Source organism: Cohnella baijiui (genome assembly GCF_020731285.1).
GTDB lineage: Bacteria > Bacillota > Bacilli > Paenibacillales > Paenibacillaceae > Cohnella.
Window position 1 is genome coordinate 39,437 of record NZ_JAJFOW010000033.1, and the last position, 19,753, is coordinate 59,189.

Consider the following 19,753-nt stretch of genomic DNA (forward strand, 5'->3'; position numbering starts at 1 on the left):
GCCGGGCGACGCACAGGATGGTGAAGGTATGCAGCCCTATACGAGGCGCGTCATTGAAGTGATTCGGGCCATTCCCGAAGGCTGCGTCATGACCTACGGGCAAGTGGCGGCAGCGGCCGGGAGTCCCCGGGGCGCGAGGCAGGTTGTGCGCATCCTGCACGCGATGAGCGAGAAGCACGGGCTGCCCTGGCACCGGGTTCTCAACGCTCAGGGGGAAATCGCCCTCCCGGAAGGGGAGGGGCGCTATATGCAGCGGCTCTACCTGGAGGAGGAAGGCGTCGAGTTCGACCTCCGCGGGCGCGTGCCGCTAGAGCGGTTTCGCTACGAGCCGCCGGCGCATGAAGCCGGGCCGGACGAGTCGCGGGAATGCGAACCCGAGGAGCGGCCGTAGCCAAGGAGCGATCACCATGTACAAGACGATCGGGCTGTTCGCGCATGTGGACGCGGGCAAGACGACGTTCGCCGAGCAATGGCTCTACCATACGAAGAGCATCCGCCAGCGCGGGCGCGTCGATCACAAGGACGCGTTTCTCGACAACCACGACATCGAGCGCGAGCGCGGGATTACCGTTTTCGCCGATCAGGCGTTTTTCGTCTACGGCGGACATACGTACCACCTCATCGACACGCCGGGCCACGTCGACTTTTCGCCGGAGATGGAACGGGCGATCCAGGCGATGGACTACGCCGTCGTCATCGTCAGCGCGGTCGAAGGGGTGCAGGGACATACGGAGACGGTCTGGCAGCTGCTTCGCAACCACGGCGTTCCGACGTTCTTTTTCATCAACAAAATCGACCGGACCGGCGCCGATGCGGCGCGGGTGGCGGAGGAAATCCGCAGCACCCTGACCCCCGAGCTGTGCGACCTGACGGGCGGATGGAGCGAGCGGGGCTGGTCCGACGAGCTGATCGCGAGCGTCGCGGAGCGCGACGAGCGTCTGCTGGAGCTGTACATGGAGGATGCCTACGATCCCGCGCTATGGCTTGCCGCGCTGAAGATCATGATCCGCGACGGGCGGCTGTTTCCGTATGCGAGCGGCTCGGCGCTGCAGGACATCGGGGTGACGGAATTTCTGGCGCAGGTGGATGCGCTGACGGATACGGCGTACGACGCGACGGGACCGTTCGCCGGGCGGGTGTACAAAATTCGCCACGACGAGAGCGGCACGCGCGTCGCGTATATCAAGGCGCTGCAAGGATCGCTCGCCGTGCGGGCGGAGGTCGCCTACGGCCCGGAAGGGCCGGATCGGCCTCGCGAGAAAGTGACGCAGCTGCGGCTCGTGAACGGCGCCAAGTCGACGATCGTGGACCGGGTCGAGGCGGGGCAGCTGTTCGCCGCGGTCGGCTTGTCCGCCGCGTCCGCGGGGGACGGCGTCGGCGCTCTCGCCGAGGCGGCCGTCTACGAGGTCGCGCCGACGCTCGTCTCGAGCGTGCAGTACCCGGCCTCCATCCATCCGAAGGACATGCTCCGCTGCTTCAAGATGCTGGACGCGGAGGATCCGTCGCTTAGCGTGACCTGGGAAGAGGTGCTGGAGGAGATCCATCTTCGCGTCATGGGGACGATCCAGCTCGAGGTGCTGGAGCGGGTCGTGCGCGAGCGGTTCGGTTATGAAGTAAGCTTCGGAGCGCCGGACATTCTATACAAGGAGACGGTCGCAAATACGGTAACGGGCTGCGGACATTTCGAGCCGCTCGGGCACTATGCGGAAGTCCATCTCCGGATCGAGCCGGGGGCGCCGAACAGCGGTCTCGTCTTCGCGAACGAATGCCATCCGGACATGCTCCCCGTTCCGTTTCAACACCTGGTCCGGCAGCATCTGTTCGAGCGGCCGCATCACGGGCTGCTCACGGGATCGCCGCTAACCGACGTCATCGTCACGTTGACGAAAGGGCGGGCGCACAATAAGCACACGAGCGGCGGAGACTTTCGCGAGGCGACGTTCCGCGCGCTGCGGCAAGGGCTGGAGCAGGCCGACAACGTGCTGCTCGAGCCTTGGTACGCCTTTAAAGTCAAGGTCGAGCTTGATCATATGGGGCGCGTGCTCTCGGATATTCAGCAGGCGCACGGCCGATTCGATCCGCCGGACATCGCGGACGGCCGCGCGGTCGTGACGGGACGCGCGCCGGTGGCGACCTTTCTGAATTACGCCGCGGAGCTCGCCGCCTTCACCCAGGGCCGGGGGAGCGTCAGCCTCGCTTTCGGCGGCTATGAACGCTGCCACGATCCGGAGGCGGTCACCGCCAAGCGCGGTTACGACAAAAACGCGGACCCCGCCTATACGTCGATCTCGATCTTCTGCGCGAAGGGGCAGGGCTACGGGGTGCCGTGGGACGAGGCGGCTGCGCATATGCATGTGTAGCCTAGCAAAAGCAGCCAAGCGGAGGGAGGGCACGATGGAGAAGCCCAAAATACTGGTGAGCGCTTGCCTGCTCGGCGAGAAGGTGCGGTACGACAGCCGGGGCGCGTTCTGCGGGGACGCGCGGTTCCTCCGGTGGCAGGAGGAAGGGCTGTTCGTCCCGGTTTGTCCCGAGGTGGCGGGAGGACTCCCCACGCCGAGGCCGCCGGCCGAGATCCGGGAGGGACGCGTGCGGACGGAGGCGGGCGAGGACGTCACCGAGGCGTTCGAAGCGGGGGCGCAGATCGCGCTGAAGCTCGCCCGGGAGCACGGCGCGGCGTTCGCGATTTTAAAGCAGAACAGCCCGTCGTGCGGCAGCTTGTTCGTCTACGACGGCTCCTTCACGGGGGCGAAAGTGGCCGGAGAAGGCCGGACGGCGGCGCTGCTGCGGCGGCACGGCTTCCGGGTGTTCGGCGAAGATCAGCTGGACGAGGTCGAGCGGGAGCTTGCCGGACTCGGCATCTAGCCGATAGGTCTTCGCAACTAGTTGGTCGTCCTTTTGGCGCATCGGTTCGACAACAGTCTCTCCTACCGGAGAGGCTTTTTTTGCATTCCGTGACGATCAAAGAAGGAAATCGAGGGTTACGTCAGAATTTACAGAGGGTTTACAATTGTCGTTAATAGATTGGGAGATAAGTTGCTATGATTGCTTTGAAAATCGTTCTGCTAGAGGAGGAATCGTGTTAGGTATGAGAGGGAGATTGCTAGGAAGGAAAGTCGCTTCTTCCGTCATCGCAGCGGCGGTGCTGTCGGTTCAGGTGCTCGGCGGGATCGGATGGTTCGGTGCGGGCAGGGCGGACGCGGCGGATGTAGTGGTGAACGCACCGGCAGACGCAACAGTGAACGCATCAGTCAACGCAGAGGTGTACGCGCCGGTCGAAGTCCATCTCCTCGGGATCAACGACCTGCACGGCCAGTTGGATACAACTTCGTTCGTGAGTAATAAGCCGGTCGGCACCGCGCCGATTCTGGCCTCGTACTTAAAGGAAGCTCGCGCCAAATACGAGAATACCCTGCTCGTCCACAACGGGGATTCCGTGGGCGCGAGCGCGCCGGTCTCCTCGCTCGAACGCGATGAGCCGACGATGGAATGGATGAATCTCATGAAGTTCGACGTCGGCACGCTCGGCAATCATGAGTTCGACCAGGGCGTCGCTTCGTTGAAGTCGCAGCTCGAAGGCGGCGTCGATCCGGTGGGCGGCGTCGAGCACAAGGGCGCGAACTTCGACTACGTCAACGCAAACGTCGTAGACGAGAAGACGGGCGAGCCGATCATCCGGCCTTATGTCGTCAAGGAGATCGGCGGCGTCAAGATCGGCTTCATCGGCGTCGTGACGATGGCGACGGTGACGAAGGTGTCGCCGGAAGGGCTGCGCGGCGTGAAGCTGGTGGATCAAGCGCCGGTCGTCAACGAAGCGGTCGCAGAGCTGAAGCAGCAAGGCGTGAAGACGATCGTCGTTCTGGCACACGATCCGGCCACGACGAAGGACGGCGTGACGACCGGCGAAGCGGCCGATCTGGCCAAGGCCATCGACCCCGAAGTCGACGTCGTCATGGCCGGCGACAATCATGCGCTCGCCAATGGCCTGGTGGACGGCAAGCTTGTCGTGCAGGCTTACTCCTACGGAACGGCTTTCGAGGACGTCAAGCTGCTGATCGATCCGCAGACGGGCGACGTCGTATCCAAATCCGCTACCGTCACCACCACTTTCCAAGACGGGGTGACGCCGGATGCGGAATCGCAAGCGCTCGTAGACAAGTATCTGGACAAGCATCCGGAATTGAAGCTCCCAGTCGGCACCACGGACGGCACCGTCGTGCGCACGGACGCTTACAACAACGAGGCGCCGCTCGGCAATCTGATCGCGGACGCGATGCGCAGCGCCTTCCCGGGCACGGACTTCGCATTCATGAACCCGGGCGGCATCCGCGCAGACCTGCCGACGGGCGAAGTGAAGTTCGGCGACCTGGCGAAGGTTCAGCCGTTCGGCAATACGCTGGTCAAGCTCACGCTGACGGGCAAGCAGATCAAGACGCTGCTCCAGCAGCAGTGGGGCAAAAAGGCGGACGGCACGCCGGATACGAAGACGCTTCAGATTTCTGGGCTGAAATACACGGCCTATATGGGTCTCGACGTCGACAAACGCGTGACGAGCCTGACGAAATCGGACGGCACGCCGATCGAAGACAACAAGACGTATACGGCCGTCGTCAACAACTTCATGGCGGCGGGCGGCGACAACTACAAGGTGCTGACCGAAGCGACCGACGCCCAGGTCGGACCGACCGATCTCGACGTCTTCTACCAGTACATCGTCGATACGTTCAAAGGCGGGGCGATTACCGCCAAGGTGGAAGGCCGCATCACGAACAAGGAAGGCGTGCCGGAAGCGACGCCTAGCCCGAACCCAGGCGGGCCGAGCGGGCCGACGCCTTCGCCAAGTCCAACCCCGACGCCTACGCCTACACCGGTGCCGGGCGCGGCGAAGATCGCCATCGAGGCGAAGGACGTACCGAAGCCGGTGAACGGCGTCGTGACGATCCCCGTCTCGCTCCCGACGGGCTCGATGTCGGCAAATGTCTCGCTCCCGCTGAACTTGGCGGATCTCGCAGGCAGCGGCGGCACCGTGCAATTGACGTTGAACGGCGTGGCACTGTCCATCCCGGCATCGGTGCTTGCAGATGCCGCGAAACTGGCGCCGGCCGGAGCCGAAGGAGCGACGCTGGCGCTGAGCTACGAACGGCTGGAGGCTTCCGCCGTGACGACGCAGCTCGCAGGCGCGCAGACGGCGACGACGAGCGTGACGGCGGCCGGCGCCGTCGTGAAGCTCGGTCTGTCCGCCGCTTCGAAAGACGGCCAGACGCTCGGCAGCTTGTCCGCGTTCGCGTCGCCGGTCGGCCTGACCGTCCCGGTCGAAGCCGGGGCGGACGCCAAGCGGACGCATCTGTTCCGGATCGAGGATGGCAGAGTAACCTACATTCCGGCCAAACTTCAAAACGGCGCGCTGACCGCCGTCGTAAACGGGCCGGGCATTTACGGCGCCCTGACCTATCAACGCAGCTTTGCGGACGTTGTCTCCGCGTATTGGGCGTACGACGTCATCGCCGAGCTCGCCTCCATGCAGATGATCGACGGTACGGACGCCGCGAGTTTCTCGCCGCAGAAGTCCGTCACGCGAGCCGAGTTCGCCAAGCTGCTCGTCACCGAGTTCCATCTCAAGGCGAAGACCGATACGACCGGTTTCCCGGATGTTTCGGCCGGCGTTTGGTACGCGGACTACGTGGCCATCGCCGCCTCCAACGGGCTGATCACGGGCTATGAGGACGGCCGGTTCAATCCGAACGCGCCGATCACCCGCGAGCAGATGGCCGTGATGCTGGCCCGCATCCCCTCGTTGAAGGGGACGGCCGGCCAGCCGTCATTCCGCGACGGTGGGCAGATCAGCGTCTGGGCGCGCGACGCGGTCGGTACTGTCGTCGGCGCGGGCCTCATTCAGGGGCGCGGCAACGACACGTTCGCCCCGCAAGGGCTGACGACCCGCGCCGAAGCGGCGAAGGTCGTACACAGCCTGCTCGGCACCGCCGATTCCGGCGGCGGCTTCTAAGCCGATCTGGCTTTGCGCGGTGAATTCGATGATCCGAGCTTCCCTGATCGGGGAGCTCGGATCATCGAAAAAATCGACTCTCGCACCACCGGGACCGGCGAAATGCCGGCAGATCGTCGAAAAAATCGACTCTCGCACCATCGGACCCGTGAAATGCCGGGAGATCGCTAAAAATCGACAACAACAAAAAGCTTCCCGCGAGGGAAGCTTTTTTGTTGCATTTAGGGATCGAATCGCCCGACCTCCGGCGCGGCGCCGGAGAGCGGCCGTTCGACGACCCAGCCTGCGGCCGTCAGGCGGAAAAGGTAGCCGTAATGCCGCCCGTCCGTCACGTCTTCGATGCGCACCAAGAGTCCGTCCGGGCGGGGCCGAACGTCCAGAATCTCGCTGCCGGGGATCAAGCGGCGGGCATGGGGCAGGAGGGTGGGGATCAGCGCGTCCTCCAGCCAGACCCGTTCGTGATGCCAGCGCGGAGCGGGGAGAGGCGGGGGATAGCCGCTCGTCGGCGCGCCTATCGCCAGCGCGAGCAATCGGGGATCGGCCGGCAGCTCGCGCCCTTCGCCGATTGCCGCCACGAAGCGAAGCGCGAACGCCACGGTCGCCATCACTTCCTCGTACCGCAAAGAGCCGTTTGCATAGCGGATCTCGATCGTGCCATTGCCGTGCCACGCGGCCAAATTGAGACCGCACCGGTGAGATTGCGGGCGACCCGAGCGAAGAAGCGAGGCTTCCGAAGGATCGGAACGGTAGCGATCCCGCATCTCGGGGTCGACGGGTGGACAGTAGACGAGCCGGTCCTCCGCCGTCTGCAGCAGCGCTTGCACCGACTCCTGATAGCGCAAGGCAGCGTCGATCAGTCGGGGAATCCCCTCCGGCGCCCACGGCTCGAGACCGACATGGACATGAAGGCCGCAGCTCCAGTTCGCCTCGGCTCCGGTCGCGAGGAGACGCGCCAGCATTGCCCGGACCTGTTCCCGGTCGGCCCATCGGAGCGGAGGCGGCTTCAGCTCGCTCCCGCTTTCCTCCCCGGCATCGTCCGTCTGCAGCTCGTCGAGCGACATCACCCAGCCGGGGAGCAGCTCGACATCCTCCGGCCGTCCTCCGACAAATTCGATTTCCACGCCGAACGTCAGTTGTTTCCAATCGACTTGCTCCGTTCTCATATGCCTTCCTCCCAGGTTTAGAATAAGGGGCTGGAAAAAGGGAGGAGGCGGGGCGCGGGCTTAGCGGGGCACCTTTTGTTTGGGCATGGAAAGCTACCTCCATTTGGTATTTTTCTTATTATACAAATCCGGTACGCTTCGCGGCAAGAACGCGTCGGAGGCGATCCGGGCGATGTCGTGTCGATGGACTGTCATGCTATAAATGGGGGAACGTAACCGGTCGAAGGAGAGAAGGGCTTCATGAACGATTGAGTCAATCGAAAAATGGTCGCAGCCGACTATGGCCGGATGATCGCGCCCTGGCGCGAAATCGTCGGCCTCGCCCTTAGCGAGGCCGACTCCGAGGAACGCATCGCGGGCGATTAGCTACTCTTTTCGCCCATAGAAGACGCCGAAGTCCAAATATTTGTACATGCAGTCCGCATCCGCGAATCCGGCCTGCTCCATCCACGCGACTTGATCGCCGAGCTTCGCGTTGATGTCGACGCTCCGGCGTTCGATCGAGGCGTCGATGGCCGATTGGGACAAGCCGCTGCTGCCGATCGCCTCGAGCCACCGCCGGCGGTAGTAAGCGTCCGCGGCCGGCGTATTGCCCGCTACCTGGTCGGCGTTCACGAAGGCGCCGCCCGGCGCGAGCGCCCGGTGAACCGCGGCGAACAGCTCCCGTTTGGCCGGATGGGGCAGATGATGGATCGAAAGCGACGAGACGATGAAGTCGTACGACTCGGCCCCGGTCAGGAAATGCATATAGTCGGCGACCACATAACGAACGTTCGGATTGCCGCCGAACCGCTCCCGTGCGCCTTCCAGCATCTTTTCGCTCAGGTCGACCAAGGTGAGACGGGCATCCGGGTGTTTTTGCAGCACCATCCCGGAGAACAGCCCCGTACCCGCGCCGAGGTCCAAAATGAGGGGCGAGCGGGCCTTTGTTTCAACCAACGCCAGCGCCATGCCGTAAAAGTCATCGAAGCAGGGGATGAGCTGTCTCCGCTGCCGGTCGTAATCCCTCGCCACGGCGTCGAACAGCGTTTTGACGTCCTTTTGCATCGCGTTTCCTCCTGGGAGATCGTTTAGCTCAGTATAAGCCCTAAAGAGTTTTCGCAGAAATATATAGAATCGATTAAATTAATAGATTCAAACTATAGACAAGGGGGTGAAGAAGCGCCCTCTGGGCGCAATGGAGCGGGGGTTGCGTCATTTCGGTTGAACCGACAAGCGAGCTGCACGAAGATTTCGCCTGGCGGATCTTGAAACGTCGTGCTGGCGCCTCCCTATTGACGACTTTCGGCGGCGGCATTATTCTCGGTTCATATCGAAAACATGCTGTCGGCCGTGGGCGAGCAAACGGAGAGGGGGACGATCGCAACGATGGATCGGAGCAAGGGATGCGACTGGGCTGGGGCGGGTGAGTTGCTCGGGCCGGACGGACGGCTGGACGAGCGGCGCATCGTTCGGCGCGAGACGCTTTATCGCGGCATGAACGGCTGCGAGGTAGAGCGACTTTACGGGGCTTCCGGCGAATGCGTCATTCGAAAGCCGCCGACGAACGACAGTCATGCCGGGGCGGAGGCGTGGGTATACGAAAATGTCTTGCCGGCGCTCCCGCCGATCTATCCGCGCCTGCTCGCATGCTCGCCGTCAGGAGAGCCGGGTTCGAGCTGGACGTTGTTTGAGGATCTCGGGTCTCTCGATCATGCCTTCGGCGAGGAGGCCGTGCTTGCGCTCGTGCCGCATATCGCCCGCTGGCATTCGCTGCCGACCGGGGCGCTGCGGGGAGCGCCGCTGCGGGGACCGAAGCCCGGGATCGAGCGGATGGCGGCGGACCTCCGTGCCCGCTTGGAGGCCGGGGAGGACCATGCAGAAGAGGGGGCGCCGCTGCTCGCGAACGTGTCCCCGGCGCTCGTTCGCCGGACGGTCGAGATGACCGGGCAGCCGGCGTGGGCCGAGGAAATGGCGCGGGATGCGGTTTTCTCGCACGGGGATCTGCATCTGGGCAACTATGCCATGACTGCGGCCGGGATCAAGGCGATTGATTGGGAGCACGCCCACTTGAATTCGCGCTACTGGGATTTGTACCATGTGCTCGACATGTCCCACCCGCTGTTTCCCAAGCCGGTGGACGCCGGGATCCGCCGTCGCGTGCTAGAACGCTACGTTGCAGAGGCTGCGGCATATGGCGGTCCGCTCCAGCTCCCCGCGTTCGCGCGGGGGTATGCGCGGTTCGCTGCCGTCTTTTCTCTTTGGATGCTGCTGCTGATCGAAGGCGATCTGGCCGCAGGGGGCGGCCCGTGGCCACTCGAGCGGCTGCGGCTGCAGCGGGAGGAGGCTCGCCTCAGCTTCGAGCAGAACGCTGCGGCTTGTGCGGACGAAGGGATGACGCGGGGACAGATCCGGGAAATAGACGGGTGATGGGGCTCGGAAGTAGATGCAGGAAGGTGAAAAGGACGAAAGCGGCAGGGTGAAGAAAGGAGGAGAGAGAATGCTCGATAACCGCTCGTTTCCGATCGGCCTCTTCGCGCCGGAGGAGCGGCCGACGGATGCCCATCGGGCGGCCTGGATCGCGGAGATCGCGGCGCTGCCGGCGCGGTTGCGCGAGGCGGTCGCGCATCTGGATGCGGAGCGGCTTGGGACGCCGTATCGGCCGGGCGGGTGGACCGTGCGACAGGTCGTGCACCACCTCGCTGACAACGACATGAACGCGTGCATTCGCTTGAAACGGGCGCTCACCGAGGAGTCGCCGCTGGCCGGCACCTACCGCGAAGACCGGTGGGCGGAGCTCGTCGATTATCGGGAGACGCCCGTCGAGACGTCGCTGGTCTTGTTGGGGGCGCTGCGCGAACGTCTCGTCGCGTTGCTGCGAGCGCTCGCGCCGTCCGACTGGCGCCGCGTCTTCACTAGCCCGACGCACGGCGAGATGACGGTCGAGCTGGCCGTACAGCGGTTCGACTGGCACGGGCGGCATCATCTTGCCCAGATCGTCTCTCTCGCGGAACGGATGGGATGGCGCTAGAGAAACCTGCCGTCGAACTGTCCGGGTCTTCGCCCGGACGAGCCGGCGGACGGACTCGTCCAGCGCAACGAACGATACGACTTCTGACTTTCCGAGCACCGCTCCTTCGTTGGTTGCCGAGCAGGTCGTCGAATGATCTGTTGGCACCTCCATTCTGGTGGCTCGAAGGAAGGTTAGTTGCATATGTACCACTAATTTCGGTCAAAAGGGGGCTTAGAGTGGGTTTAGTTGCTTTTGTGCAATTAAAAACATGAGTTTGAGCCGGTTTGTCCGCTTAGGCGATAAAGAAGTGTATTTTTGCAACTATATTTCTCTTTGACGGGGTTTGAGGCGAAATTAATTATACGATTGCCGTTATTTGATCAATCGGCAGTCGAGCCGCGAGCCGCAGAGCGTGCAACGAAAGATTCTTTCGTTGCGGCGGCGGATCCGAGGCTTGCGGGGCGTGTATCGAAAGTTCCTTTCGCTGTGGCGGCAGATTCGCGGCTTGCGGAGCGTGCGACGAAAGTTTCTTGCGCTTCGGCGGCAGATTCGCGGTTCGCGTTACCGCGCAACTATCCGTTCAATGTGCCACCGTAGCGGGCCCTCAGCGCGTCGACAGCCTCGAGTATCGCATCGTCTGTCGGCCTATCCGCTTCCGGCAAGGCGGCGGATAGCCCCGCGGCGACGCGATGCTCGCGGATCGTCGTCTTGACCGCCTCCGCGAAAGCCGACGCTCCGCTTCCGGGCGCAAGTCCCGCGAGCTCCTCCAGGCTGGCCGTCCGGTCGGGCACGATCGCAGGGTACGCGCCGGGCTCCGCTCCTTCGCCCGCCAGCCGGTAAAACGCCGCCACTTCCTCCGCGCGCGCCTCTCCCGAGCCCTCGGCGACGACGAACGCCTGCACGATGTAGGAGCGGACCTGGCGGCGCTGCGCGATGCCGCAGAACTTGCGGCCGCCGATGCTGAGATCGTAGTCGCCCGGACAGTAGGAGCCGGCGATCTCGCCCTTGTCGGCGCGGCAGCCGAGCTTGGTCAGCGCGAGATTTACCAGGGCGTACATCCGCTCGAAGTCGCCGTGGAACCGCAGGTCTGCGGCCTCCGCTTTCGGCAGGATGAGCGAGACGTTGACGACGCCGGCATCGAGCGGCACCGCCGCTCCGCCTGAATGGCGGACGACCGCCTCGTAGCCGGCCTCGGCGAGCATGTCCGCCGCCTTGGCGGCCCCCGGTAGCCGGCTGTCCTTGAGCCCCAGGACGAACGCGCGCGGATGGCGCCAGAGGTGGCAGACGGGCGGGCCGCCCGTGCCCGCGCGCTTGCAGAGCAGCTCGTCCAGGGCAAACGCGTACATCGCGTCCCGGCCCGCGAGCTCCGACGTCCGGTCCAGCACCGCTAACGACGCGAGCCAGCCGCTATGCTCAGCATGATCCATGGGGCACCCTCCTTCCCGGCGAAATGCCGTTTCAGGCTTGGGCGCCCGGCTCTGCCTGCCGCGCGAAGCTCTGCACGATCTCGACGATAACCTGGGTCGCCTTGACCATCGTATCGACCGAAACGTACTCGTATTTGCCGTGATAGTTTTCCCCGCCGGTAAAGATGTTCGGCGTAGGCAGCCCCATATAGGACAGCTGGGAACCGTCCGTGCCGCCGCGGATGGGCTTGACGATCGGCTCGATGCCGAGGCTCGTCATCGCGTCGTGCGCGATGTCGACGATATACTTGACGGGCTCGATGCGCTCCCGCATGTTGTAGTACTGGTCCTTCATTTCGAGCACGATGCTGTCCGCGCCGTATTTCGCCTTGAACTCGTCCACGATGAGCGTCATCAGCTCCTTGCGCCCGTTGAACTTGGCGCGGTCGTGGTCGCGGATGATGTAGTTGAGCTTCGTCTGCTCGACGCCGCCTTCGATTTGGTTGAGGTGGAAGAAGCCCTCGTAGCCTTCGGTCTTCTCCGGCACTTCGTCTTCCGGCAGCCGGGCATGCAGCGCCATGGCGATCTTCATGGAGTTGACCATTTTGCCTTTGGCGGAGCCGGGGTGCACGCTGTTGCCTTTGACCGTAACGACGGCCGCGGCGGCGTTGAAGCTCTCGTACTCCAGCTCGCCGAGCGGTCCGCCGTCCATCGTGTACGCGTACTTGGCGTCGAACGCAGCCACGTCGAACTTGTGCGGGCCCCGTCCGATCTCCTCGTCCGGCGTGAACGCGACGCGCACGCGCCCGTGCTTGATCTCCGGATGCCGGATCAGGTACGACATCGCCGTCATGATTTCGGTAATGCCGGCCTTGTCGTCCGCGCCGAGCAGCGTCGTGCCGTCGGTCGTGATCAGCGTCTGCCCGACGTAGCCGGCCAGCTCCGGGTACTCCTTCGGCGAGAGCACGATCTTCTGCTGCGCGTTCAGAACGATGTCTCCGCCCGCGTAGTTCACGACGACTTGCGGCTTAACGTTTTTGCCGGTCAGATCGGTCGCCGTATCCAGGTGAGACAAAAAGCCGATCGTGTCGACGGGGTGGTCGACGTTCGAAGGCAGCGTGGCCATGACGTAGCAGTTTTCGTCAAGGGTCACGTCCTGCATGCCGATCGTCTTCAGCTCCTCGACCAGCATCCGCGCCAGGTCCCATTGGCCAGGCGACGACGGGCACTCGGGGTTGCTGTCGTTGGACTGGGTGTCCACTTTGGCGTAGGTTACGAATCGTTCGATCAATTCATTTTTCATGGTTCATGGCCTCCAATTGTTCGTCTTCCGGGTATTCGGCAAAGCCGCTGCTTCCTGATATGATACCATCATAACGCAATTCGCTCCGTAATCCTACGTCGGGGAAAAAGGAGGCGCCAAGCCATGTACGAGTCGTGGCGTTTGCCAAATGGGCCACGTTTGTGCGATTGGTTCGATTGGCACGATTGGTCCGATTTATTTTAACGGTTGCCGCTGCGCTTATCGCTGGAAATCATCGCTTTTATACTTTTTAACGGATCTGAGTGTCGTTATTTCAGGCAAATTAGAGCGTTCTAGACGAAAATGCGACAAATAAGCTCGTCAGCAACCGTTAGAAATAGAATCGGAGCAATTAGAGCTGAATAAGCGCTACTGCAACCGTTAGCTGCATGAGGACTAGAAAGGGGAAACACCGTTGTAGCGGCCTATTGCAATAAACGCAACAAAAAGGCCGGGGTGTGTCATGGGCGATATCCGTCAACATTTTCACGAAGAATGTTAACGTCAAACCGTAAAGCGTGCAGGAAAGCGGAAAAACACCATCAGAAGGTTCCAAGAAGCTTGATGACTCCCGCCCGGCGCTGCATCAGGCGACAGCTGGGCTTTTGTGGCATATCCGCTGTCGACTGACCCTCATTCTTGCCGTGCTACCGAGCGTTTTATCGTTACGGTTGTTACAAAGTATACCGATGCTGTTAATAAAATTGACATCAACCATTAAAAAAGTCCTATTTGCAGCCGATAATATCTCTATCTTAAGTCGGGGTGGAGTGTTGCCGGATGCTTCAACAATTAAAGATCAAAACCAAGCTGTTCATCGGCTTCGCCTGCGTCATCGTCCTGTTTTGCGTCGCGATTGCCTTTACCGTGTATGCGGTCGCGGGCATTCGGATGACGTCGAACGAGCAGTCCTTGCGCGTGACCCGCCAGACCCAGGCGCTCGATCTGAAGCAGCGGGTCGGCAGTCTGAGCAGCCATCAGTCCGATGTGATCATCAACCAGGATACGGACGCCGTCGAGCAATTCAAGCAGGAAGGCGCGGCTTTCCTGCAGCTCATCGAAACGGTCGCGGACGCGGCCGACTCCGAGGACCAGCGGCAGTGGGCGAATTCGCTGCGCGAGGCGGCGAAAGGTTACATCGACAACTTTAGCAGCGTGCTCCAGGTGTACAGCTTGCGCAATACGCTCACTTCGCTCGAGCTCACGCGGCAGTACAAGGAGGCGGCGGACCGGTCTGCGGCTTTCAAAAAAACGATCAACGCGTCACTAGATCAAATCGAGCAGGCTTACCGGCAGGAGTACGGGCAGGCGGACGATCGTCTCCACGCCAAAATCTCAAGCGCAGTCTTGATCTCCGTCGCGGCAAGCCTGGTCGCGGTGGCCGTGGCTGTCGCACTCGCGATTCTCATCGGCAATCTCGTGGGTCGGCCGCTCGTGCGGCTCGCGGACGCCGCGAGGCGAATCGCGGGAGGCGACTTGACCGGAACGGTCGTCGCCGTCCGGTCGAAGGACGAGATCGGCATGCTGTCCGGCAGCTTCGTCGACATGGTCGACAACCTGAAGGCGCTGCTGCGCGAAGTGGGCCGCAGCGCCGAGCAGGTGGCCGCCTCCTCGCAAGCGCTGACCTCGGGAGCGGAGCAGTCCGCGCAGAGCAGCCAGCTGGTCGCCGCGGCGATCGGGCAGGTCGCGGTCGGCGCCGAGTCGCAGCAGCGCGCTTCCGAGGAGACGGCGCGGGCGATGGAGGAGATGGCCGCCGGCGTCCAGCGGATCGCCGAGTCCTCGTCCCTGGTCGCGGACGTGTCCGCGGATGCGGCCGACAAAGCGAAAGAGGGCAACGATTCGGTGCAGCGGGTGATCCGTCAGATGGAGGAGATCGAATCCTCCGTCGACCGGCAGATGGAGTCCGTGAGCCGTCTTGAATCGTATTCGCAGGAAATCGGGCAGATCATCGGCGCGATCCTGAACATCGCCAAGCAGACGAACCTGCTGGCGCTGAACGCCTCCATCGAAGCGGCCCGCGCGGGCGAGCACGGCAAAGGGTTCGCCGTCGTCGCCGGCGAAGTTCGCAAGCTCGCGGAGCAAGCGGGCGAATCCGCCGGGCAGATCGGCGAGCTCGTCTCCTCGATCCGGGAGGAGATCGCGCATACCGCCGCCGCGATGAAGTCGGGGAGCGCGGAAGTACGCCTCGGAATGACGCGCGCCTCCGAGTCCGGGGAGACGTTCCGCACGATTCTCGCGTCGATCGACCAGATGGTCGAACAGATCCAGGGGATGTCCTCGATCGCCCAGCAGATGTCCGCCAGCTCCGAGGAAGTGACGGCTTCGGTTCTGGATTTGTCGGGCGTCGCCCGGGAAACGGCGTCCACGACGCAGAGCGTATCGGCCAGCACGCAGCAGCAGCGGGCCATCATGCAGGGCGTGGCCGCGTCGTCGGCGCAGCTCAGTGCGCTGTCGCAGACGCTCCAGCGCGCGATCGGGAAGTTCAAGACGTAAGCGGCCATTCGCTAACGCATGCCATAGCCGGCGATATGCGGTCCTTTCCGCTTCGCCTCCTTGAAGAACCGTGCTTCGGCGCGGTTCTTTTCATTTTTTCGGAAACGGCCTATTGACGTTCTGGTTCTGTTGTTATATGGTTAGTTACACGAGTGATTAACCAATGTGGTGGTGAACGGAAATGAGCAGTTTGATCGACGACAGCCGTCCGATCTTCATGCAAATCGCGGAACGGATCGAGAATGACATCATCGAAGGACGGTTGGCAGAAGAGTCGCAAGTGCCCTCGACCAATCAATTCGCAGCCTTTTACCAGATCAATCCGGCTACGGCGGCCAAGGGCGTCAATCAGCTGGTGGACCAAGGGATCTTATACAAGAAGAGAGGGATCGGTATGTTCGTGGCGGAAGGATCGCGGGCGCGCCTGCTGGAAAATCGCAAGGAGCAGTTTTACGAGCAATACGTCGTAACGATGATACGCGAGGCGGAAAAGCTGGGCATCACGGCAGAGCAATTGACGGATATGATCCGCAGAGGGGAGAGATCGCAATGAGTACGATTGTGAAAATAGACCGGCTCACCAAGTCCTACAAGGACATCGACGCCGTGAAGGACGTCAGCTTCACCCTGGAGGAGAACAAGATCTACGGCATGCTGGGGCGCAACGGCGCGGGGAAGACGACGATCATGCACCTGCTAACCGCCCAGAGCTTTCCGACAAGCGGTGAGATCGAGGTGTTCGGCGAAAATCCGTACGAGAACGACCGGGTGCTTCGGCGCATCTGCTTTGTCAAGGAAAGCCAGAAGTATCCGAACACCTTCAAGGTACGGGACGTTCTGGATGTGGCCGGCGCTTTGTTCCCGAATTGGGATCGGTCGTTCGCCCTCTCGCTCGTCGAAGACTTCCGCTTGCCGCTCAAGCGCAAGGTCGTGAAGCTGTCCCGCGGCATGCTGTCGGCGGTCGGCATCATCGTCGGCCTCGCCAGCCGCGCGCCACTCACGATCTTCGACGAGCCCTATCTCGGTCTCGACGCAGTGGCCCGTAGCCTGTTCTACGACCGGCTGTTGGAGGACTATGCGGAGCACCCGCGCACGATCGTCCTGTCGACGCACCTCATCGACGAAGTCAGCCGGATGCTCGAACATGTCATCCTGATCGACCGCGGCAGGCTGCTGCTCGACGAAGAGAGCGAACATCTCCAGGGCCGCGCCTACACCGTCGTCGGCTCGTCCGACAAGATCGAAGCGTTCGGGGCGGGCAAGCGGGTGCTGTCCCGGGAAGCGATGGGCGGACTGACGACGATCACGATCTTGAGCGATTCCGCGTTAGAGGACCGCAAACAAGCCCAGTCGCTCGGCCTCGAGCTGGCGCAGGTCACGCTGCAGCAGCTGATCGTCCACTTGACTGGCAACAAAAACGATCGCAAGGAGGCGAACGTGCAATGACGAACAACCGCCTGGCAGGCGTCATTCGCCTGCATTCGAAGGATAAATTGTCGTGGCTGCTTATCCCGTGGATCGTAGTCATGGCCAGCTTCGTCGTCAATTTGGTCATCAGCCAATTCCTCGAGGAGGACTTGTACACGGGCGGCGTCGCGTCTCTCTACGCCTACATGCTCGCCATCGGCGTCATTTCGCTGACGAATACGTACCCCTTTGCCATTGGCATGGGTGTCCGGCGCCACGACTACTTCTGGGGAACCGCGGCGGCGGCGGCATTTGCGAGCCTTTACTCGGCCGTCGTTCTGACCGTTCTCTCGTACGTGGAGTACGACCTGACGGACGGTTGGGGCTCGGGGCTGCATTTCTTCCACGTGCCCTACTTGAGCGACGGTTCGCCTCTCGTTCAAGTGGCCGTCTACTTCCTGCTTATCGTCAACCTCTTTTTCATGGGCTTCATGACGACCTGCGTCTTCAAGCGCTTCGGCATCCTCGGCCTGCTCGGCTTCGCCGTCGTGATGCTGATCTTGGGCACCGTAGCCAGCTTCATCATGACGAAGATGGAATGGTGGGCCGACTTGTTCGACTGGTTCAATGCGCACAAGATGCTCGAAATCGCGCTCTTGTCGGTGCCGGTGACCCTTGTGTTCATGCTCGTGTCCTACGCGCTGCTGCGGAGGTCGAAGGCTTAAATGTCGTTCTTGAGACTTCGTCGGGCAACGGCATATGGGAAGTCGGACAGCGATGCCACACCGGACGGCGGCATAAGGGGAGTCGAACTGCGATGCCCTACCGGACGGAGGCATAAGAGGAGTCGGACTGCGATGCCCCACCGGACGGCGGCATAAGAGGAGTTTGGACTGCGATGCCCCACCGAACGGAGTTGGGAGCGGAACTGTAAAGGATCAACGATTCGGATGGTAGTTTAGAGTTGCATGCGAATATGATCAGGGCGTGAAGCACATGCCGCTTGTTTCCTTCGGGAGACGGGCGGCTTTTTTCATGTCCGCACGAGGAGGAGGACGGGGTATGAAATCGTTGGAGCAGCAGGTGGACGATTTTCTGGAAGCGCAGAAGGAGGTGGCAATGGGGCAGCGGCTGGAGATGATGCAGGGGGACTTGAGCGGAACTCGGAAGCTTCTCCCTGCCGTGTTGCTGCCGGTATCGGGTACGTTCCGAGGACTGACGCTGGTGTACGAGATGGTCAGTCTATCCGGCGCACGCATCTCCATCGATGCGTTTTATGAGCCGCTGGGGATTGCGTTTGAAGCGGAAGGCTACGTCGCGCATCATGAGCGAATCACGCGAGACCGCTTCAGCTTCGAGAAGATGCGGATCCGTACTTTCGGAAACTGCGACTATGCGTTCTATCCGTTCAGCTGGGACGAGATGGACAAGCGCCCGGAGGTTTGTCGGAGGGCGGTTTGTGAGCTGTTGGGGCGGAAAGGAAGCGTAGAAACTTCGCGTTTGGTTAGGCACCGCGTCCATCACGCTGCCCCGGATCGTCGTCGCCGGCCGTCCGCCGGGGGGCACGCACGCCGACGGACCGTACCTGGACTTCGGTTCGCTCGATAACGTGACCTTGGCGGCGGGGCAGAGCGTCACGATTTCCAAGACGAAGACCTTCCCCGCAACCGAGCCGACGGACAGTTGGTACGCTTACCTGACCTATGTGACGCCGGACGGCGTCTATCACGACGGGACGAACGTCGCGTTCACGGTGAACGCGGCTTCTCCGGCGAAGATCGTCGTCACCTCCCCCCTCGCGCTGTCGGCCAAGACGGTGAAGGCCGGCGGCTCGCTGACCGGCACGGCTCAGCTGACGAATCAGGGCGGAACCGCGATTACGCTGCCCCGGATCGTCATTGCCGTCCGCCCGCCCGGCGGTACGCATGCGGACGGCCCGTATCTCGACTTGGGGTCGCTCGACAACGTGACGATCTCGCCTGGACAGACGGTGACGATTACGAAGACGAAGTCGTTCGCGGCGACGGACCCCAAAGGCGCTTGGTACGCTTATCTGACCTACGTTACGCCGGACGGCGTCTACCATGACGGGACGAACGTCGATTTCACGGTGACAAGCTAACAAAGGAGCCCTGCACGCGTCCGCGAGGATCGTGCGGGGCCTTTCGCCGGTTAGCTGTGCCTGGAGGAAACGCCCGGAGGAAATGCGGTTCCCGCAGCCGTCTCACCGCGGATCAACGGTTCAAGGGATGGGAGGAGGCCCGAGGCGGGGGTGGACGGAGCGCAGCGGCCCGTTGCGAGCCAGGCGGGTCATCACGTGCGCGATCTCGTACGGCGAGAGCTTACGGCCGGTGGAGAGCCAGTGCTGAATGACGCCGAGCGTCGCCGAAGAGACGTAGGCGATCAGCCATTCCCGGGAGACGAGCATCAGCTCCTCCTGCGGCTGAAAGGTCGTCAGCTTGTCGTACATCCGACGCGTCATCTCGTTTTTGAAGCGAATGGCGATGGAGATGTCTCCCTTCGGACTGAGCATGACGCGGAAATAGTCGGCGTGCCGGTCCAAATACTCGAAGATTTGCAAAAGGGAGCTGGCAGGCTTGTCGTTCGTGGACTCGCTCAGCAGCTTGGCGATATCCATCTCGTGGATGATCTCCGCCAGACCGGCGAAAATCTCCTCCTGGAGCTTGTCCAGCAGATTCGGCACATCCTGATAGTGCAAATAGAAGGTGCCGCGATTGATCTCCGCCCGGTCGGTCAAGTCCCGAACGGTGATGCCTTCGACGCCCTTCTCCTCGATGATCTCCAACAGCGCCCGACGCAGCAGCTTCTTGGTTCGGAGCGTTCGTCGGTCTTCCTGCTTAGGTGTCTCAGTCATGGACATCCCCTTCGTTCCCCGTTTTTTTCGCCGTTTCTGAACAGCCCGCCGCCTGCGTGTTCAGTAATGAACAGGTAAGGAGCATATTGTTTATTGAAGATCAACCTCCTCTT

At 62.2% G+C, this 19,753-nt stretch carries 17 protein-coding genes; 12 read left to right on the forward strand and 5 right to left on the reverse strand.

Translation table 11 applies throughout. The features are described from left to right. Positions 1-28: 28 nt before the first annotated feature. The 4 genes from LKX83_RS23740 (at position 29) to LKX83_RS23755 (ending at position 6,001) form a co-directional block, all read left to right on the forward strand. Entirely contained in the window at positions 29-391 is a 363-nt protein-coding gene (locus LKX83_RS23740) for an MGMT family protein (RefSeq protein WP_227885317.1), read from the forward strand. A 16-nt stretch (positions 392-407) separates the two neighbouring features. Further along, positions 408-2,360 (forward strand): GTP-binding protein, encoded by a 1,953-nt coding sequence (locus tag LKX83_RS23745; RefSeq protein ID WP_227885318.1) that lies wholly within the window; start codon positions 408-410, stop codon positions 2,358-2,360. Between the two features lie 34 nt (positions 2,361-2,394). Continuing rightward, entirely contained in the window at positions 2,395-2,862 is a 468-nt protein-coding gene (locus tag LKX83_RS23750) for a 2-thiouracil desulfurase family protein (protein WP_227885319.1), read from the forward strand. Positions 2,863-3,085: 223 nt separating this feature from the next. Continuing rightward, a complete protein-coding gene (locus tag LKX83_RS23755) occupies positions 3,086-6,001 on the forward strand; it encodes a 5'-nucleotidase C-terminal domain-containing protein (protein WP_227885320.1) in 2,916 nt (971 codons plus the stop codon). A 221-nt stretch (positions 6,002-6,222) separates the two neighbouring features. Here the strand turns inward: LKX83_RS23755 and LKX83_RS23760 are convergent, their stop codons facing one another. Together LKX83_RS23760 and LKX83_RS23765 are read right to left on the reverse strand one after the other, a co-directional pair. Beyond that, positions 6,223-7,164, reverse strand: a complete 942-nt coding sequence (locus LKX83_RS23760) for an amidoligase family protein (protein ID WP_227885321.1) — start codon at positions 7,162-7,164, stop codon at positions 6,223-6,225. A 366-nt stretch (positions 7,165-7,530) separates the two neighbouring features. Continuing rightward, positions 7,531-8,211 carry a class I SAM-dependent methyltransferase gene (locus LKX83_RS23765; RefSeq protein WP_227885322.1) on the reverse strand — a complete coding sequence of 227 codons (681 nt, stop codon included), beginning with the start codon at positions 8,209-8,211 and terminating at the stop codon, positions 7,531-7,533. A gap of 321 nt (positions 8,212-8,532) precedes the next feature. Here LKX83_RS23765 and LKX83_RS23770 point away from each other — a divergent pair, with 321 nt between their 5' ends. Continuing rightward, positions 8,533-9,573 (forward strand): phosphotransferase family protein, encoded by a 1,041-nt coding sequence (locus LKX83_RS23770; RefSeq protein WP_227885323.1) that lies wholly within the window; start codon positions 8,533-8,535, stop codon positions 9,571-9,573. 70 nt (positions 9,574-9,643) lie between these two features. Continuing rightward, positions 9,644-10,174, forward strand: coding sequence for a YfiT family bacillithiol transferase (locus tag LKX83_RS23775; protein ID WP_227885324.1), 531 nt, complete (start codon positions 9,644-9,646; stop codon positions 10,172-10,174). Between the two features lie 554 nt (positions 10,175-10,728). Here the strand turns inward: LKX83_RS23775 and LKX83_RS23780 are convergent. Then, positions 10,729-11,583 carry a lipoyl protein ligase domain-containing protein gene (locus LKX83_RS23780; protein ID WP_227885325.1) on the reverse strand — a complete coding sequence of 285 codons (855 nt, stop codon included), beginning with the start codon at positions 11,581-11,583 and terminating at the stop codon, positions 10,729-10,731. 31 nt (positions 11,584-11,614) lie between these two features. Next, on the reverse strand, positions 11,615-12,865 hold the full coding sequence (gene pepT / locus LKX83_RS23785; RefSeq protein ID WP_227885326.1) for a peptidase T: 1,251 nt from the start codon (positions 12,863-12,865) through the stop codon (positions 11,615-11,617). A gap of 780 nt (positions 12,866-13,645) precedes the next feature. Between pepT and LKX83_RS23790 the strand changes: the two genes are divergently transcribed. The 6 genes from LKX83_RS23790 to LKX83_RS23815 all read left to right on the forward strand — a co-directional run bounded on the left by LKX83_RS23790 (position 13,646) and on the right by LKX83_RS23815 (position 18,887). Continuing rightward, positions 13,646-15,358 (forward strand): methyl-accepting chemotaxis protein, encoded by a 1,713-nt coding sequence (locus LKX83_RS23790; RefSeq protein ID WP_227885327.1) that lies wholly within the window; start codon positions 13,646-13,648, stop codon positions 15,356-15,358. A gap of 181 nt (positions 15,359-15,539) precedes the next feature. Further along, complete coding sequence (locus LKX83_RS23795) at positions 15,540-15,911, forward strand: GntR family transcriptional regulator (protein ID WP_227885328.1); 372 nt, start codon at positions 15,540-15,542, stop codon at positions 15,909-15,911. Next, positions 15,908-16,804 carry an ABC transporter ATP-binding protein gene (locus LKX83_RS23800; RefSeq protein ID WP_227885329.1) on the forward strand — a complete coding sequence of 299 codons (897 nt, stop codon included), beginning with the start codon at positions 15,908-15,910 and terminating at the stop codon, positions 16,802-16,804. Before LKX83_RS23795 ends, LKX83_RS23800 begins: the two co-directional genes overlap by 4 nt. Then, positions 16,801-17,490, forward strand: a complete 690-nt coding sequence (locus tag LKX83_RS23805) for a hypothetical protein (RefSeq protein WP_227885330.1) — start codon at positions 16,801-16,803, stop codon at positions 17,488-17,490. Before LKX83_RS23800 ends, LKX83_RS23805 begins: the two co-directional genes overlap by 4 nt. Before the next feature lie 337 nt (positions 17,491-17,827). Beyond that, the gene (locus LKX83_RS23810; protein ID WP_227885331.1) at positions 17,828-18,373 is read left to right on the forward strand and encodes a hypothetical protein; all 546 of its coding nucleotides are present in this window, start codon (positions 17,828-17,830) and stop codon (positions 18,371-18,373) included. Between the two features lies 1 nt (position 18,374). Further along, positions 18,375-18,887, forward strand: coding sequence for a hypothetical protein (locus LKX83_RS23815; RefSeq protein WP_227885332.1), 513 nt, complete (start codon positions 18,375-18,377; stop codon positions 18,885-18,887). Between the two features lie 120 nt (positions 18,888-19,007). Here the strand turns inward: LKX83_RS23815 and LKX83_RS23820 are convergent, their stop codons facing one another. Then, entirely contained in the window at positions 19,008-19,640 is a 633-nt protein-coding gene (locus LKX83_RS23820) for a TetR/AcrR family transcriptional regulator (RefSeq protein ID WP_227885333.1), read from the reverse strand. Positions 19,641-19,753 lie beyond the last annotated feature (113 nt).

Excerpts from the sequence above, each read along its gene's own strand:
- LKX83_RS23800 (WP_227885329.1), top strand. The coding sequence starts at position 15,908 with ATGAGTACGATTGTGAAAATAGACCGGCTCACCAAGTCCTACAAGGAC.
- LKX83_RS23755 (WP_227885320.1), top strand. The coding sequence starts at position 3,086 with ATGAGAGGGAGATTGCTAGGAAGGAAAGTCGCTTCTTCCGTCATCGCA.
- LKX83_RS23795 (WP_227885328.1), top strand. The coding sequence starts at position 15,540 with ATGAGCAGTTTGATCGACGACAGCCGTCCGATCTTCATGCAAATCGCG.
- LKX83_RS23740 (WP_227885317.1), top strand. The coding sequence starts at position 29 with ATGCAGCCCTATACGAGGCGCGTCATTGAAGTGATTCGGGCCATTCCC.
- LKX83_RS23790 (WP_227885327.1), top strand. The coding sequence starts at position 13,646 with ATGCTTCAACAATTAAAGATCAAAACCAAGCTGTTCATCGGCTTCGCC.
- LKX83_RS23770 (WP_227885323.1), top strand. The coding sequence starts at position 8,533 with ATGGATCGGAGCAAGGGATGCGACTGGGCTGGGGCGGGTGAGTTGCTC.
- LKX83_RS23775 (WP_227885324.1), top strand. The coding sequence starts at position 9,644 with ATGCTCGATAACCGCTCGTTTCCGATCGGCCTCTTCGCGCCGGAGGAG.
- LKX83_RS23745 (WP_227885318.1), top strand. The coding sequence starts at position 408 with ATGTACAAGACGATCGGGCTGTTCGCGCATGTGGACGCGGGCAAGACG.
- LKX83_RS23760 (WP_227885321.1), bottom strand. The coding sequence starts at position 7,164 with ATGAGAACGGAGCAAGTCGATTGGAAACAACTGACGTTCGGCGTGGAA.
- LKX83_RS23810 (WP_227885331.1), top strand. The coding sequence starts at position 17,828 with ATGAAATCGTTGGAGCAGCAGGTGGACGATTTTCTGGAAGCGCAGAAG.
- LKX83_RS23820 (WP_227885333.1), bottom strand. The coding sequence starts at position 19,640 with ATGACTGAGACACCTAAGCAGGAAGACCGACGAACGCTCCGAACCAAG.
- pepT (WP_227885326.1), bottom strand. The coding sequence starts at position 12,865 with ATGAAAAATGAATTGATCGAACGATTCGTAACCTACGCCAAAGTGGAC.
- LKX83_RS23805 (WP_227885330.1), top strand. The coding sequence starts at position 16,801 with ATGACGAACAACCGCCTGGCAGGCGTCATTCGCCTGCATTCGAAGGAT.
- LKX83_RS23765 (WP_227885322.1), bottom strand. The coding sequence starts at position 8,211 with ATGCAAAAGGACGTCAAAACGCTGTTCGACGCCGTGGCGAGGGATTAC.
- LKX83_RS23780 (WP_227885325.1), bottom strand. The coding sequence starts at position 11,583 with ATGGATCATGCTGAGCATAGCGGCTGGCTCGCGTCGTTAGCGGTGCTG.
- LKX83_RS23750 (WP_227885319.1), top strand. The coding sequence starts at position 2,395 with ATGGAGAAGCCCAAAATACTGGTGAGCGCTTGCCTGCTCGGCGAGAAG.